Raw genomic sequence first — 14,026 nt, 5'->3', positions numbered from 1 at the left:
TTCACAAAGAATAGAAACGAGAGGTAATGATATGGAAGAACGATCTCAACGCAGAAAAAAGAAAAGACGCCTCAGAAAATGGGTGAAATTTGTACTGGTATTCGCCGCTTTCTTATTGGTGATCGCCGGTTCCGTCGGCACCTACGCATTTGTGAAATTGAATAATGCGACCAAAGAAGCGCACGTCAGCCTTGACCGCGGCGACCAGTCCGTAAAACGGATCAAAGAATTTGACCCGAAGAAGGATTCTTTCACCGTATTGCTTTTAGGAATAGACGCCCGTGACAATAAGGGCGAATCAGTAGATGACGCAAGAAGTGACGCCAACGTGCTCGTCACCTTCAACCGGAAAAAGAAAACAGCGACGATGCTCAGCATTCCGCGGGATTCCTATGTCAACATCCCGGGACACGGCTATGACAAATTCGCGCACGCACATGCTTACGGCGGTTATAATTTAACTTATAAAACAGTAGAAAACATGCTTGATATTCCGGTAGATTATGTGGTTGAGAGCAACTTCGACGCGTTCCGCGATGTCGTCAATGAGTTGAACGGCGTTACGGTAAATGTGAAAAGCCAGAAAATTGCCGATCGTATTAAAGTCGATACAAAAGGAAAAGTCGTGCTGAAGCCGGGCGTCCAGACGCTTGACGGTGAGCAGGCACTGGCTTATGTAAGAACACGCAAAGCGGACACCGATCTGATGCGCGGACAAAGACAGATGGAAGTGCTGAGCGCCATTATTAAAAAATCTAAATCGTTAAGCTCGATCCCATCTTATGACGATATCGTCGACAGCTTAGGGAAAAACTTAAAAATGAACTTATCTCTTAATGACGCCATCGGTCTGTTCCCGTTTATCACATCGCTGAAATCGGTGGATTCTTTGCAGCTGACAGGTTCAGACAGCTATATTTACACTCCTCAGTACGGCAAAAATATTTATTACTTCAAGCTGAATGAGGAAAACCTTCAAGAAGTAAAAACAAAATTAAAAAATGATCTAAACGCGTAAGACGTCACGGCGGGATTAGCAAATCCCGCCGTTTTTCTGTTGAAAAAAAGGACATGAAGGTATAGCCTTTAACTGACGGCTTTCTGCTGATTTCGCACAAAGCTGAACATACTACATGAAGCAGCTTTATTTTTAAGGAGGGCATCCATACATATGAAATTGATAGCCATTGACTTAGACGGCACATTACTGAACTCGGACAGTGTGATTTCTCCGGAAAACAGAGCGGCTTTACAAAGAGCGGATGAAGCGGGCATTCTCGTGGCCATCTGCACAGGCAGAGCCACGTTTGATGTAAAAGCGCTCTTGAAGGATTTGGATATTCCGATCATTGCGGCAAACGGCGGGACAGTCCATGACAAAGGATACCGCCTCGTCAGCCGGCTCTTAATGGATCAGCAGGCCGGGAAGGATATAGCCGCTTATTTAACGGACAAAGACATTTACTTTGAGGTCTATACAGATGATCATCTGCTGTCCCCATTTGACGGCGAGTCCAAACTGCAGGCAGAACTGGATATTCTGAAAAGCGCCAATCCCAAGGAAGATATTCAGACATTATGGGAGGGCGCAAAGACGCAGTTCAAACAATTCGGCATTAAACCCGTACAGGATATACAGGCGATTTTTAACGGAGACGAACATGTTTACAAGCTTCTTTGTTTCTCTTTTGATATGGAAAAACTGAGAAACGCCAAAGAAGAAATTACACATCATACGAAATTATCCCAGACATCTTCCGGAAAACACATTATCGAAATCCTCCCTGCCGGTTCCGGAAAGGGACGTGCTCTGACGGAGCTTGCCTCACTGTACGGAATTGAAAAACAGGATATTTACGCCATCGGCGACAGCCCGAATGATTTCTCCATGTTTGAAGCGGCGGGAAACCGCATCGCCATGGGCAATGCGATTGATGAACTGAAGGAAAAAAGCACGTATATTACAAAAAGCAACGATGAAAACGGCGTCGCATATTTCATCAACCGGCTTCTCGACAACGATCAATAAAAGGAAAAAGCCAGGTCTTTCACGGCCTGGCTTTTCACGTTTCCCAAAAAACAAATTCCCAAAAATGAAAATAAATTGTAAGATAAAGAAAAAAGGAGTTTCATGATGTCGAATGCAATCGCTATTATAGGATGTTTAGCTTTTCTCTGCGCAGTCGGATACGGAATTTTCCATCTCATATGCAAAGCGGCAAAAAAAGAAAAACATTTTTCAAAAAAGCTGTTTTGGCCCCTTCTCACCGGCGGATTTATCCTGCTTCTGACCGGCGCCTCCCTCGCAGAGCCGGACGCCTCGGCCGTGAAGGCAGAGGAGAAATACAGCACCCTTGATACCGCTTATCAAAAATTGACGAAGGAACACCAGGCGCTTGAGAAAAAATATGAAAGCATCAGTGCCGCGGCCGAAAAGGAGAAATCCGAAGCCGAAGCCGGCAATGAAGAAAAACTCAGCAAACTCAGCCAAGAGATAAGCGAGCTGAAAAAAACAAACAAATCACTCAAACAAGACAATGAGAAATTAAAAAATTCACAAAAGAAGCTTGAAAAGACCGCTGAAACGCTTCAGTCAGAAAATAAAACTTTAAAGCGGCAGAAAGCAGAAACAAAAACATCCGAAAACGCGGAAACGGCGCAAAACAACGCCCCTTCCTCCGGCGGACATGCCGAAACGAAAGCAGCCGGCACCTCACAGGGATGCGACATTAAAGGCAGCCGGAACGGCATTTATCACACGCCGGGAAGTACATACTACGACCGGACGACAGATCCCGCGGAAATGTTCTGTTCCGTAGAGGATGCGGTAGCGGCCGGATACAGAGCGCCGAAACGGTAAAAGAAAAAGACGTCAGAGACACTCTCTGACGTCTTTTTTTACGGAAGCCGGATGCCGCCCGCATATTTGTCCTTCCAATAAGCGCTTGTGTTCATATTTGTTATGGTAACGCCTGCGGACACGGTGACATGAATCACTTGTCCGTTCCCGATATAAATGGCCGGATTCAGGCTTTCCGCTTTAAAGAAGACCAGATCGCCGGGCTTCAGATCTTGTTTATCGACCGGAACGCCCGCCTGCATCTGCTTGTCCGCATAACGCGGCAGGCTGATTCCTTTCGCTTTTTGATAGATGTATTGAACAAATCCCGCCGTATCAAAGCCGGTTTCCGGTGAAACGCCGCCTTTCAGATAAGAAATTCCGATATGATCGGCCGCTGTGGACACAACGGGATTTTCTTTAGAAATGGCTAAATTGCTGAATCGGCGCACCCCTGTAAAATGTTTTTTCCAGTAATCTTCCGACAAGTAAGAAATGGTGACTTTTGCGGAGCGGCTCGCTTGGATGAACCTTCCCTCTCCCGCATAAATGCCCGCATGGGAAATTCCTTTTTTATACGTGTCGCTGAAATAAATCACGTCCCCGGGCTTTATGCCGCTCAGTTTGATTTTCTCACCGACCAGCCACTGCTGTTCCGCAGATCTCGGCAGGTAAATGTGAAGCTTGTTTTCAAAAACATATTGGACCAGCCCCGAACAGTCGAATCCCGCCTCGGGCGTGCTTCCGCCGAATACATACGGAATGTCGAGGTAACGGGCTGCCTCCTGAACGATCGGGTCATCAGCCAGTTCCGGATCTTTTGTCATCCGCTTTGCGCCAAGATATAAATTCATCCAATAACTGCTTTTTTGAAACCGTGTGACGGTTACGCCTTCTGACGGAGAACTGTGTATCATCTCTCCGTTTCCGATATAAAGACCGTCATGGACGGGCGCGTTTTGTGTTGAATCCGACTTTTTGAAAAACACAAGATCTCCCGGTAAAAGGTCATTTTCTTTGACGGCGGTTCCAATCTTCCATTGATCACTGACCGTTCTCGGCAGATGGATGTTCTGCCTGGTGAAAAGATAATGCATCAATCCGGACGGGTCAAAACCGTCCTCAGGCTCTTCGCCTCCGTAAACATATTTATTTCCGACAAGTTTTTGCGCGTCTGAAACCATCAGGACAGAAACTTGAGAATCCGCTTCAGCAATTTCCGTTCTCGTTACTGCGGGTGCCACAAGACAAATCATAAGGCCGGCAAGGATGTACTTCCTCCAGCTTGTGAGCATGTTTTCTATTCACTCTCCTCATTTTTAGTAGTTTTTACATCGGTAACTTTTAACAAATGTTTAGGAGAGCACACAAAAAAAGAATGCCCGTTATGGGCATTCTTTACTGGATTCGGAACAAACAATATACTGGCAAGCGGAATCAAGCGCTTATTTTGCGCCCGCTGTGTCCTCTTGCTGAATTTTTTGCATTTCCGTGTCAATTTTTTGTTTTTCCTGATCTGTGAGCTGATCATTGTATTTAAACGCTGACATAAACATAAATACCATAATGATCGCGGCAAACGGCCATCCCGCTTTAATGATTTTCATTTGTTTTTCACTCCGCTTTCTTTTTTAAGATATCGCTGTGATCCACATCAAACGTTAATTTTCCATCCTTGACGCTCCACTTGAAATTCGATTCTTTCGTCAGTTCACGTACGATTGTTTTATGATTGATGCTGCCTTTTTTAACCGGTGCAGGCGTTGCTTCATGAATATTCATCGGCGTGACTTCAAAGCGTCCCGTGCCGTTTTTCTGCAGATGATATTGAACAAGCGCCGTGTCTCTCGTTCTTGTCCACCCCTGGTCGAATACGAAGTTGCCCAGGCTGTAGAAAATAACAGTGCCGTGGTACATTTCGATCGGTTCTAGCACGTGCGGATGGTGTCCGACGATAATATCCGCTCCGGCATCTGACATTGCTCTTGCCAATTGGCGCTGTCTGTCATTCGGATCATTATCGTATTCCTGTCCCCAGTGTGTTTGAACAATGACAAGATCGGCTTTCTTTTTGGCTTTAGAAATCATCGGAATAAACAGCTCTGGATCGGCCGGAAGCACACCCGGCGCATTTCGTTTAGCTGCAAAGCCTTTTCCGGAAACATCAGTGAAACCCAGTGTTGCGATTTTGATTCCGTTTACATCTTGATAAGAAATGTTCTGCTCGGCTTCCTTCAGCGTGAGGCCGGCGCCGACAAGTTCAAGATTTTGCTTTGAAAACTCTTCAACCGTATCCCGCATTCCCTGCGGGCCGTAATCCATCGCATGGTTGTTGGCTGCCGTGAGAACGGTGAAATTCATGTCCTTCAATACTTTTACGGCATCTTTGTTTGACTGAAGGTGGATATTTTTTTCTGCTTCTTTGTAGTTCTTTTTATATGTAACCGGGTTTTCAAAGTTCCCCGACACATAGTCGGATGCTTCGAAGAATGGCTTTGCGTAACGGAAGACACTCTCCGTGCCTTTATGCTTTGTCACTTTCTCGACATTCCGGCCCATCATAATATCTCCGACGAATGAGGCTGATACAAGGTCATCGGCATTTCTTTTCACACTCGGCGTTTCCGCCTTCCCTGTCAGGATGCAGACGAACATCAGGCAAAAGACGATCGGCAGCGCGATAAAAACGTGAAGATTGGTCTTCTTTTTCTGCTGTTTGGTCAGCTTCAGCAGTTTTTCTTGAAAGCTTAATTGTTTTTTCATCGTTTGACACACCTTACATTAGATTAAGTAGTAAGCAAACATAATGGCAAAAGTTGCGCCGCTTAAGAACAGCGTGCTGGCAAATGTAATCGTTAATCCCTGTTTCTGAATGGTATTGGCGATCAGACCCGGTACGATGATACCGATTCCTCGGAATTCTGATATCTCAAACGGTACGATCGGGTAAAGGAAATCAAGGGCGATTTTTAAGCAGATTCCCGTTATCAGCATAGCTGCGAATTTTCTGCGTCCGTACAAAATCATAAATCTGGATAAACCGTATTTGACGATCACGTATGTAAGAAGACTCACTAACAATACGAGTAAAATAAAGACCGGCTGGTTAAAAACGAGCCCTAAATAACCCGGCACGACTAAACCGGCAGGTACGATACCTGTTTTTTCCGCGAAAATTAAACTGATTAACACGCCTAAAATAAGTGAGATATATAAATCTGATCCGAACATTTATCCTTTTCCTCCTAGCTAACGAGCTGTTTCACCTTATACTCTTGAATTTTTTCAATTAATGGTTCCGCTGAACCGTGGATATTGCCGACGCCATATATGACACGGTTTTGCATTCTTGTTTTCAGCACGTCCATGATTTCGTCTGTTGATTTATATTCCAGGTCGTGCAATGTATCGGCAGGAATCTTGCCTTCTTCATAAGCTCTGACGATCGGTTCTGTCGTCTCGCCGATGAGTATGAGTTCCTTCGTTTTAATGTACGGAAGCACGTCGTTTGCGAACTGAATCGTTCTGTCCACACGGTCGGCGCGGCAGTTCATGATAACGATCGGTTCATCTGTCGGGTAGCCGATTTCCTTTACACGTTTCCATATATTTAAAGTAGAAGATGCATCATTTGCGGCAAAGCCGTTTACGAAATGACCGGGCTCCTTCGTGCTGAGCAGCGGCAGGATTCTCATGGCGCCAGGATCAGGCGGCGCATTCAGCATTCCTTTAAACGCCGTTTCTTCATCTATCCCAAGAGCCTGGGCAACGCCGAGCGCAAGGGAAGCGTTATCAGGAAAGACCATATATTCAAATTTTCGAAGGTATTCATCTGTAATTTTAGAGTTATCCGCAATAATGACCTCGGTATTCCGCTCTGCGGCTTTTTCTTTAAAGAAGTCTGTGTATTCACTGTCTGTAATGACAAGGTGACCGTTATACGGTATCGTCGCGGTAAATGCTTCAGCGATTTCATCAAGCGTCGGCCCCATGACGTCCATATGGTCTTCAAGCACATTCACGATGACGCCGATGTTGGCTTGAAGGAGTTCTTCCTGAAAGATAATCTGATAATCCGGGTTTACCGCCATACATTCACTGACAATGGCATTGGCGCCCCGTTCTACGGTTTCCTTCATTACTTCTTTTTGCTCGCCGATATTCGGGCCCTGCGGTTTCCGTTTGATCGGTTTCTCCTCAGGTGTATCCCAATAGATCATCCTTGCATCTGTTCCCGTCGTTTTTCCGACTGTTTTGTAGCCCGCCTCCATCAGTATTCCGGTCGTCAGCCTCGTTACGGTTGACTTTCCGCGGATACCATTAATATTGACGCGTACTGGCAGAGCATCGATATTCTTCTGATGCCGCCTTTTTTCAATGATTCCGATGATTAGTACGGCAGCACAGGCTATAATGAGTAACCACATTGATTTTTGACATCTCCTTCTGTATTGATAAATTCATTCATCAGTATATAGCTTCACTATGAATTCTCAATCGGCATTATGTAACATAATCTTCCCGCTTTCACTGAGCCAAACTTCTCTATTAGTGACGCTATTCTTCCTATTATCGAATTGCTTTTTTTGGGAATAGGCAGGACTTCAACCTTACTTCAATTTTTCAAAAGAAAAATGAATGCGTTTACATTTTCGCGCAGAAATTCATTTGGACCAATGGAACTATTCGCGTTCCGGAAGAAAAAGATGTAATGATAATCCATCTTTTCCAGCCCGTTTGTATCAGCGGTTTTCGCACTGCGCATACGTTTTGGGACTCTCTGTCCGCTGTGTGCAGACTGCCTGTTTTGTTAAGGATAAGGTCTTAAAGTCATTCATTTTTCCCCCGTATCCTGCTTTCAGTCCCATTCCAAAATAACTAGCGGAATGACTGATACATGACAGAAAAAGACGGGTCCGGAGTGTTTACAAGAAATACACATTTTATATGCGGAAAGCCTTTCTCCTTTTAAACCATTTACAGGACGTTTATCACTCTTTTGAAATAATTTTAATAAATCTTTATATTCGTTCAAGAAATATTCATCCATAATTGTGAAGTTCTTGGTAAAACATCGAGGAACTCCTCTATTTTATAAAATGCATAAAAAAGGAATACCCGCTGAAAACTACAGATAACCAGGAAAGGAGGCGGTCTGATGTCTGCGGATAAACAAAACAAACGGATTCCCGGCGATTTTGAATCGGCTGTACGGGAAATGCAGGAGCTGATGTGTGTTTGCGGTGATTTTAAAATACGAAGGATCAAACTGCAGGACCGTCATACCGCTTTCTTTTATATTGAACAGATGATAGAAGAACAGAAGCTGAATGAGTTTCTGTTAAGCGACACCCTGCAGAACGGCCCGCTTGAGGAAACGATGAATGCCGTCAGCAGTGCGGAAACGGATGAAATCAGAAAACTCATTGACGGGATTTTGGCAGGACAGGTTGTTTTTCTCAGCGATGCATCGAGGAAAGCGAAGCTGTTTTCCGTCGGCCAGAATCCGCTGCGTTCCATTATGGAACCCGAATCTGAAAGTATCGTCCGCGGCGCCCATGACGGGTTTGTGGAAAGTTTGGAAACGAACATTCATCAGCTGCGGTTTCACATACAGGACCGCCATCTCTCCGTTCATTATATGGATATCGGGGAAAGAGCCAAATCAAAAGTTGCGGTTATCTTTGTTGAGAATATCGCCAATCCGGAGATTGTGGAGGAAGTGAAGCGGCGCCTGTCATACTTGCGTATAGACAGCGTGCTTGCGCCCGGGATTATCGAGGAATCAATAGAAGATAATTCGTTTTCCATTTTTCCGCAGATCATTCATACGGAACGGCCGGATAAAGCAAAAGCATGCGTGATGGAAGGCTGTGTACTGATCATGATGGACGGGAGTCCGTCGGCTTTGATTGCGCCGATCACATTCTTTTCCTTTTTTCAATCTCCGGATGACTACAGCACGAGATGGATTTCCGCCAGTTTTTTAAGAGTGCTGAGATTTTTCGCCTTTATGATCGCGATTACGCTGCCCGCTTTTTATATCGCGCTGATTGCGTTTCATTTTGAAGTCATTCCCAACGATCTGATTATCACCATGAAAAATTCGATTGTTGATATTCCCTTTCCCCCGCTGATAGAAGCCATGCTTATGGAAATTACGATTGAACTGATCCGCGAAGCCGGTATCAGGCTGCCGAGACCGATCAGTCAGACGATCGGCATTGTCGGCGGTCTCGTGATCGGTGACGCAGTCGTTCAGGCGGGACTCATTTCTAATATGATGATTATCGTCGTAGCCGTTACGGCTGTTTCTTCTTTTGTGCTTCCTTCATATGAAATGAGCACGTCCATCCGAACGCTCAGATTTCCGCTTATGTTTCTGGCATCCTCGTTCGGTTTTATCGGCATTGCACTCGGCTTCGGGCTTATTCTGATGAACCTGTGCAAGCTTGAATCACTCGGCGTCCCTTATTTATCATCTCTGACGCCGTTTCATTTCAGCGACTTGAAGGATGCATTTATCCGGCTGCCGGCTTGGTTTATTAAAAGAAGGCCTTTTTATTTGAGACCGCAAGACTCAAAGCAGATGAAACATGTTCGGGGGTGGAGAAAAGATGAAGCCTAAAAAAATAAGCCGGCTTCAAGGCGTGTTTTTCATTAATCAGACGCAGATCAGCATCGGCATTTTGGCGCTGCCCCATTTACTGATGATGAAATCGGGAAGCAGCGGATGGATTTCCATTCTGCTTACCGGATTGCTCGTCCAGCTTACATTCAGCCTGTATATGATATTATTTCACCGGTTTCCGAAGCTGAACCTGTACGAAATGCTGGAGGAGGTGTTCGGAACACTTGCCGGCAAAGGGGTGCAGGTGCTGTATATTTTATATTTCGCGTTTCTCTGCACGCTCATTCTTTCTGTATTTACACGGATATTGGATATCTGGGTGCTCCCTCAGACTCCGAATTGGGTGATCAGCTTAATGCTGATCCTCGGTTCTGTCTATATCGCCCAGGCTCCGCTGAATGCGATCGCCAGGTTCAGCTTTATTTTAACGCCGTTTTTGCTGCTGATCTCTCTGCCGCTTTTATACACGCTGGGAAAAGCCGATATCACATACATTATGCCGATTTTTCACGGAACCGCAAAAGACATGCTTACCGGGGTGCAGCAAACACTTGTCAGCATTACCGGCTTTCAGGCGGCGCTCGTGATCGGGCCCCTAATCAACTGCACCGTCAGCCAGCGCTACAAAATACTGACGATTTCAAACATCTTGATTATCCTTTATTATCTGTATATCACCCTTACTTGCTTTGTCACAATCAGCCCCGAAGAAATAAAAATGATCCCGGAGCCTGTGCTGTACCTGTTAAAAACCGTTTCATTCAGAATTATCGAACGGACGGATCTGCTCTTTTTGACGTTTTGGTTCGTGACCGTCTTTTCAACGCTGGCCAACGTGTTTTACTTGGCAAGCACCGGCATTGCCAAGCTGTTCAATCAAAAAGATCACAGCCGGTTTGTTTATCCGCTGGCCCTGCTCGTCTTCCTTCTGTCTATTTGGGCCACAAGCACAGATAAAACGATACAGCAGCTGGATCAGTTTTTCCGCATTTCCGATATTGTGTTTGTGTATTTGTTTCCGTTGTTTATGGTATTGATTGTCCTTGTACGTAAAAAGGGTGTCCGCCATGCGCATTAAAAAAGCGGTTCTTATCAGTCTCATGTGCGCAAGCCTGACACTTGCGGGCTGCTGGGATCAAAATTTGCTGAAAGATATTTCTCTCGTGCTGACCGCAAGCCTTGATGTTGATCATGACGGTAAAAATAAAATCGGCATCACCTATCGGAAGGTTCAGTCCTCCCAGGCGGAACAGGAAACGGGCGGCTCATTCATTACGACGGTGCTCAGCGCTTCCGGGCACACCATCCGTGAAGCGCGGTTTCAATTGGATAAGCTTGTCGATCAGCGCATTGACACGTCCAAGCAAAGAGTCTTATTAATCGGTGAGAAAATGGCGGAAAAACCGCTTTTTCCTTATCTCGATGTCTTTTACAGAGATCCGAAAAGCCCGCTTCTCGCTCATCCGGCGGTTGTAAAAGACGGCGAGGCGATTGAAGTGCTGAAGCTGATCGTCCGGCAGAAATTGATCGTCAGCAAGTATTTAACGAATTTATTAACAAGCGCTAATGCGGAATCAAATATCAGCATGGAAAATTTGCAATCCATCCGTTCAAGCATGCTGACGGCTGATAAGGATTTCGCCCTTCCTTATTTATCGATTAACGGACAGACGATAAAGGTAGAGGGTTCTGCCCTGTTCAGCGGCCAGCGGAAAGTGACTGAGGTGCTCGGTCAGGATTCGACCCTCCTGACCCTTTTAAGCGGGCAATTTAATAAATCGGCTAATATTAATCTGAAGCTGTGGGACAAATACAAAATGGATATTGAAAATTATCTTTCTCTCGGCATCACGGATGCCACGCGAAAGATTGTATTTATAGATACAGATCCGCAGCATATAAAAGTGAAAATCCGTTTAAAACTGAATGCACGCGTCTTGGAATATCCAAAGGACAAGCTGAATTCTTATACGGCAATCGACCAAATGAACAAACAAGCCTCAGCAAATTTGAACAGCCAGGCCAGATCGGTGATCAGCCATATTCAGGAGCACAACTCGGATATCCTCGGCATCGGCCGGAAATATCAAACCCATTATTATGAGCGGGGCAAGCGGCTCAATTGGCGTGAGGTCTATCCTTCCATCGAGATCGTCCCTGATATCAAAGTGAATATCTCACAAATCGGCATCGTGAACTAAAAGAGACCCCGGTCTCTTTTTTTGTTGCCAACCGAAATGATTCGTGTTACTCTTTTTATGTAAACGGTTACATAGTTGAAGGAGGAGTGTTTGTTGGCAACGATTAAAGATGTCGCAGGCGCTGCCGGCGTCTCTGTTGCCACGGTTTCACGTGTCCTCAATGACAACGGCTACGTGCATGAAGATACACGAACGAAGGTCATGCTTGCCATGGAGAAGCTGAATTATTATCCGAATGAAGTTGCCCGCTCTCTTTATAAAAGAGAATCCAGACTGGTCGGGCTCTTGCTTCCGGATATTACGAATCCCTTTTTCCCTCAGCTTGCCCGCGGCGCTGAAGACGAGTTGCAGCGGGAAGGATACCGGCTGATCATCGGCAACAGCGATGAAGAATTGGAAAAAGAACTCGACTACCTGCAAACATTTAAACAAAATCAAGTTGCCGGTATTTTGGCGGCCACCCATTACCCCGACCTTCCCGAATACAGCGGCAGCCTTTACCCGGTCGTATTTCTGGACCGGACAAAAGAAGGCGCCCCATCCGTATTCAGTGACGGGCGGGCAGGCGGAAAACGGGCGGCTGAGGAAATGCTTCGCGGCAAAAGCACAAGCATCACGCTTGTCAAAGGCCCAGCCCACCTTCCGACCGCTCAGGAACGTTTTAACGGCGCACTTAACGTGCTGCAAAAAGCGGGCGTTCAGTTCAATGTCATCTCCGCCGCTTCATTTTCCATCAAGGATGCTGCCGTTTTAGCAGAAGAATTGTTTGCAGTATACCCGGAAACCGACGGAGTCATTGCCAGCAACGATATTGCGGCGGCTGCCGTCCTCCATGAGGCGCTGCGGCTCGGCAAAAAAGTTCCGGAGGAGATTCAGATCATCGGATACGACGATATTCCGCAAAGCAGGCTTTTGTTTCCGCCTCTTTCAACCATCCGCCAGCCTGCATATGAGATGGGAAAACAAGCGGCAAACCTGCTGCTGCAATTGATAAAGAAAGAGCCGCCGAAAGAGACGGCCATTCAACTGCCCGTGACTTACATACGAAGACAAACGACGAGAAAGGATGATCACCATGAGTGAAATTTGTGTTATCGGAAGCTGTTCTATGGATCTGGTCGTCACATCCGAACGGCGTCCGAAAGCCGGAGAAACCGTACTGGGCACAGACTTTCAAACCGTGCCCGGAGGAAAAGGCGCAAATCAGGCCGTAGCCGCTTCCCGCCTGGGCGCAAACGTATATATGGTAGGAAAAGCAGGCAATGACAGCTACGGAAAAGCGATTATTGAAAACCTGAAGGCAAACGGTGTCAATACGGACTATATGGAAACGGTTACACATAAAAAAAGCGGAACGGCTCATATTGTGCTCGCAGAAGGAGACAACAGCATCGTCGTCGTAAAAGGCGCAAACGATGACATCTCCCCCGATTATGCCAAAAGTGCGCTGGCAAAACTTCCCGGCATTGATATCGTGCTGATCCAGCAGGAGATTCCTGAAGAAACCGTTGAAGAAGTGTGCAGCTACTGCCGCGCGCAGCAAATTCCGGTTATCCTGAATCCCGCGCCGGCCCGGCCGCTGAAACAATCGACGATTGAGGATGCCGCATATCTTACGCCGAACGAACATGAAGCATCCATTTTATTTCCTGACCGGACGAAAGAAGAAGCACTCGCCGGCTATCCCGGCAAACTGTTCATTACCGAAGGAAAACAAGGCGTGCGCTACTCAGACGGCACCGCGGAACGGCTTGTTCCCGCCTTCCCTGCAGAAGCGGTCGACACGACGGGAGCCGGCGATACCTTTAATGCGGCACTTGCCGTCGCACTCGCGGAAGGACGGGACATTGAGCAAGCGCTCCTGTTTGCCAACCGCGCCGCCTCCCTGTCCGTGCAGCACTTCGGCGCCCAAGGCGGCATGCCGGCCAGAAAAGAAGTTGAGGAGCTGCTGTCATGAAAAAACACGGAATGTTAAACAGCCACATTGCCAAAGTATTAGCTGATCTCGGGCATACAGACCTCATCGCAATCGCCGATGCGGGTCTCCCCGTCCCTGACGGCGTCCCTAAAATTGATTTGTCCTTAACGGCGGGCGTTCCCGCCTTTCGGGACGTGACCAGCCTGGTAGCCGGGGAGATGGCAGTCGAAAAGGTGATCGCCGCTTCCGAGATCAAAGACGCAAATCCTGAGAATGCAAGTTTCATAGAAAGCCATTTCTCAGCGCAGACGATCGAGTACATGTCCCATGAGGAATTCAAACGGCTCACACAGAAAGCAAAAGCCGTCATCCGAACGGGTGAAATGACACCATACGCCAACTGCATCCTGCAGGCGGGTGTGATTTTCTAGAAAGAA

The 14,026-nt window shown here is 46.5% G+C and carries 14 protein-coding genes; 9 read left to right on the top strand and 5 right to left on the bottom strand.

Annotated features, from left to right (window positions below):
- The first annotated feature begins 31 nt into the window (after positions 1-31).
- The 3 genes from AC3WTF_RS16440 to AC3WTF_RS16430 all read left to right on the top strand — a co-directional run bounded on the left by AC3WTF_RS16440 (position 32) and on the right by AC3WTF_RS16430 (position 2,860).
- The gene (locus AC3WTF_RS16440) at positions 32-1,018 is read left to right on the top strand and encodes an LCP family protein (RefSeq protein WP_007407510.1); all 987 of its coding nucleotides are present in this window, start codon (positions 32-34) and stop codon (positions 1,016-1,018) included.
- Positions 1,019-1,171: 153 nt separating this feature from the next.
- Positions 1,172-2,029: a Cof-type HAD-IIB family hydrolase gene (locus AC3WTF_RS16435; protein WP_032867479.1), complete on the top strand. Its 858-nt coding sequence runs from the start codon at positions 1,172-1,174 to the stop codon at positions 2,027-2,029.
- Positions 2,030-2,134: 105 nt separating this feature from the next.
- A complete protein-coding gene (locus tag AC3WTF_RS16430; RefSeq protein WP_047936259.1) occupies positions 2,135-2,860 on the top strand; it encodes a sunset domain-containing protein in 726 nt (241 codons plus the stop codon).
- 38 nt (positions 2,861-2,898) lie between these two features.
- Here AC3WTF_RS16430 and AC3WTF_RS16425 read toward each other — a convergent pair whose 3' ends face one another.
- The 5 genes from AC3WTF_RS16425 to pgsB form a co-directional block, all read right to left on the bottom strand.
- The gene (locus AC3WTF_RS16425) at positions 2,899-4,134 is read right to left on the bottom strand and encodes a C40 family peptidase (protein ID WP_047936260.1); all 1,236 of its coding nucleotides are present in this window, start codon (positions 4,132-4,134) and stop codon (positions 2,899-2,901) included.
- A gap of 150 nt (positions 4,135-4,284) precedes the next feature.
- On the bottom strand, positions 4,285-4,446 hold the full coding sequence (gene edmS / locus AC3WTF_RS16420; RefSeq protein WP_003151344.1) for an extrachromosomal elements maintenance protein EdmS: 162 nt from the start codon (positions 4,444-4,446) through the stop codon (positions 4,285-4,287).
- A gap of 7 nt (positions 4,447-4,453) precedes the next feature.
- Complete coding sequence (locus tag AC3WTF_RS16415) at positions 4,454-5,602, bottom strand: CapA family protein (protein ID WP_017418784.1); 1,149 nt, start codon at positions 5,600-5,602, stop codon at positions 4,454-4,456.
- A gap of 18 nt (positions 5,603-5,620) precedes the next feature.
- Positions 5,621-6,070: a poly-gamma-glutamate biosynthesis protein PgsC gene (gene pgsC / locus AC3WTF_RS16410; protein ID WP_003151340.1), complete on the bottom strand. Its 450-nt coding sequence runs from the start codon at positions 6,068-6,070 to the stop codon at positions 5,621-5,623.
- 14 nt (positions 6,071-6,084) lie between these two features.
- Entirely contained in the window at positions 6,085-7,266 is a 1,182-nt protein-coding gene (pgsB, locus tag AC3WTF_RS16405; protein WP_003151337.1) for a poly-gamma-glutamate synthase PgsB, read from the bottom strand.
- Between the two features lie 731 nt (positions 7,267-7,997).
- Here pgsB and AC3WTF_RS16400 point away from each other — a divergent pair.
- The 6 genes from AC3WTF_RS16400 to rbsD all read left to right on the top strand — a co-directional run bounded on the left by AC3WTF_RS16400 (position 7,998) and on the right by rbsD (position 14,020).
- Entirely contained in the window at positions 7,998-9,467 is a 1,470-nt protein-coding gene (locus AC3WTF_RS16400) for a spore germination protein (protein ID WP_039063756.1), read from the top strand.
- Positions 9,457-10,548, top strand: coding sequence for a GerAB/ArcD/ProY family transporter (locus AC3WTF_RS16395; protein ID WP_031379309.1), 1,092 nt, complete (start codon positions 9,457-9,459; stop codon positions 10,546-10,548). Before AC3WTF_RS16400 ends, AC3WTF_RS16395 begins: the two co-directional genes overlap by 11 nt.
- Positions 10,538-11,671 carry a Ger(x)C family spore germination protein gene (locus AC3WTF_RS16390; RefSeq protein WP_038464326.1) on the top strand — a complete coding sequence of 378 codons (1,134 nt, stop codon included), beginning with the start codon at positions 10,538-10,540 and terminating at the stop codon, positions 11,669-11,671. The genes AC3WTF_RS16395 and AC3WTF_RS16390 overlap by 11 nt, the downstream gene beginning before the upstream one ends.
- A 93-nt stretch (positions 11,672-11,764) precedes the next feature.
- Positions 11,765-12,754 carry a LacI family DNA-binding transcriptional regulator gene (locus tag AC3WTF_RS16385; RefSeq protein ID WP_032867463.1) on the top strand — a complete coding sequence of 330 codons (990 nt, stop codon included), beginning with the start codon at positions 11,765-11,767 and terminating at the stop codon, positions 12,752-12,754.
- Complete coding sequence (gene rbsK, locus AC3WTF_RS16380; RefSeq protein ID WP_007407520.1) at positions 12,747-13,628, top strand: ribokinase; 882 nt, start codon at positions 12,747-12,749, stop codon at positions 13,626-13,628. Before AC3WTF_RS16385 ends, rbsK begins: the two co-directional genes overlap by 8 nt.
- The gene (gene rbsD, locus AC3WTF_RS16375; protein ID WP_007407521.1) at positions 13,625-14,020 is read left to right on the top strand and encodes a D-ribose pyranase; all 396 of its coding nucleotides are present in this window, start codon (positions 13,625-13,627) and stop codon (positions 14,018-14,020) included. The genes rbsK and rbsD overlap by 4 nt, the downstream gene beginning before the upstream one ends.
- The last annotated feature ends 6 nt before the right edge of the window (positions 14,021-14,026 follow it).

The organism is Bacillus sp. EB106-06-01-XG163 (genome assembly GCF_058791615.1).
Note: the sequence above shows the minus strand (reverse complement) of the source record. Positions and strands in the feature narration are given on the sequence as shown.

What these genes read in the sequence shown, in the direction of transcription:
- AC3WTF_RS16440 (WP_007407510.1), top strand. Translation starts at nt 32, where the DNA reads ATGGAAGAACGATCTCAACGCAGAAAAAAGAAAAGACGCCTCAGAAAA.
- AC3WTF_RS16435 (WP_032867479.1), top strand. Translation starts at nt 1,172, where the DNA reads ATGAAATTGATAGCCATTGACTTAGACGGCACATTACTGAACTCGGAC.
- AC3WTF_RS16430 (WP_047936259.1), top strand. Translation starts at nt 2,135, where the DNA reads ATGTCGAATGCAATCGCTATTATAGGATGTTTAGCTTTTCTCTGCGCA.
- AC3WTF_RS16425 (WP_047936260.1), bottom strand. Translation starts at nt 4,134, where the DNA reads ATGCTCACAAGCTGGAGGAAGTACATCCTTGCCGGCCTTATGATTTGT.
- edmS (WP_003151344.1), bottom strand. Translation starts at nt 4,446, where the DNA reads ATGAAAATCATTAAAGCGGGATGGCCGTTTGCCGCGATCATTATGGTA.
- AC3WTF_RS16415 (WP_017418784.1), bottom strand. Translation starts at nt 5,602, where the DNA reads ATGAAAAAACAATTAAGCTTTCAAGAAAAACTGCTGAAGCTGACCAAA.
- pgsC (WP_003151340.1), bottom strand. Translation starts at nt 6,070, where the DNA reads ATGTTCGGATCAGATTTATATATCTCACTTATTTTAGGCGTGTTAATC.
- pgsB (WP_003151337.1), bottom strand. Translation starts at nt 7,266, where the DNA reads ATGTGGTTACTCATTATAGCCTGTGCTGCCGTACTAATCATCGGAATC.
- AC3WTF_RS16400 (WP_039063756.1), top strand. Translation starts at nt 7,998, where the DNA reads ATGTCTGCGGATAAACAAAACAAACGGATTCCCGGCGATTTTGAATCG.
- AC3WTF_RS16395 (WP_031379309.1), top strand. Translation starts at nt 9,457, where the DNA reads ATGAAGCCTAAAAAAATAAGCCGGCTTCAAGGCGTGTTTTTCATTAAT.
- AC3WTF_RS16390 (WP_038464326.1), top strand. Translation starts at nt 10,538, where the DNA reads ATGCGCATTAAAAAAGCGGTTCTTATCAGTCTCATGTGCGCAAGCCTG.
- rbsK (WP_007407520.1), top strand. Translation starts at nt 12,747, where the DNA reads ATGAGTGAAATTTGTGTTATCGGAAGCTGTTCTATGGATCTGGTCGTC.
- rbsD (WP_007407521.1), top strand. Translation starts at nt 13,625, where the DNA reads ATGAAAAAACACGGAATGTTAAACAGCCACATTGCCAAAGTATTAGCT.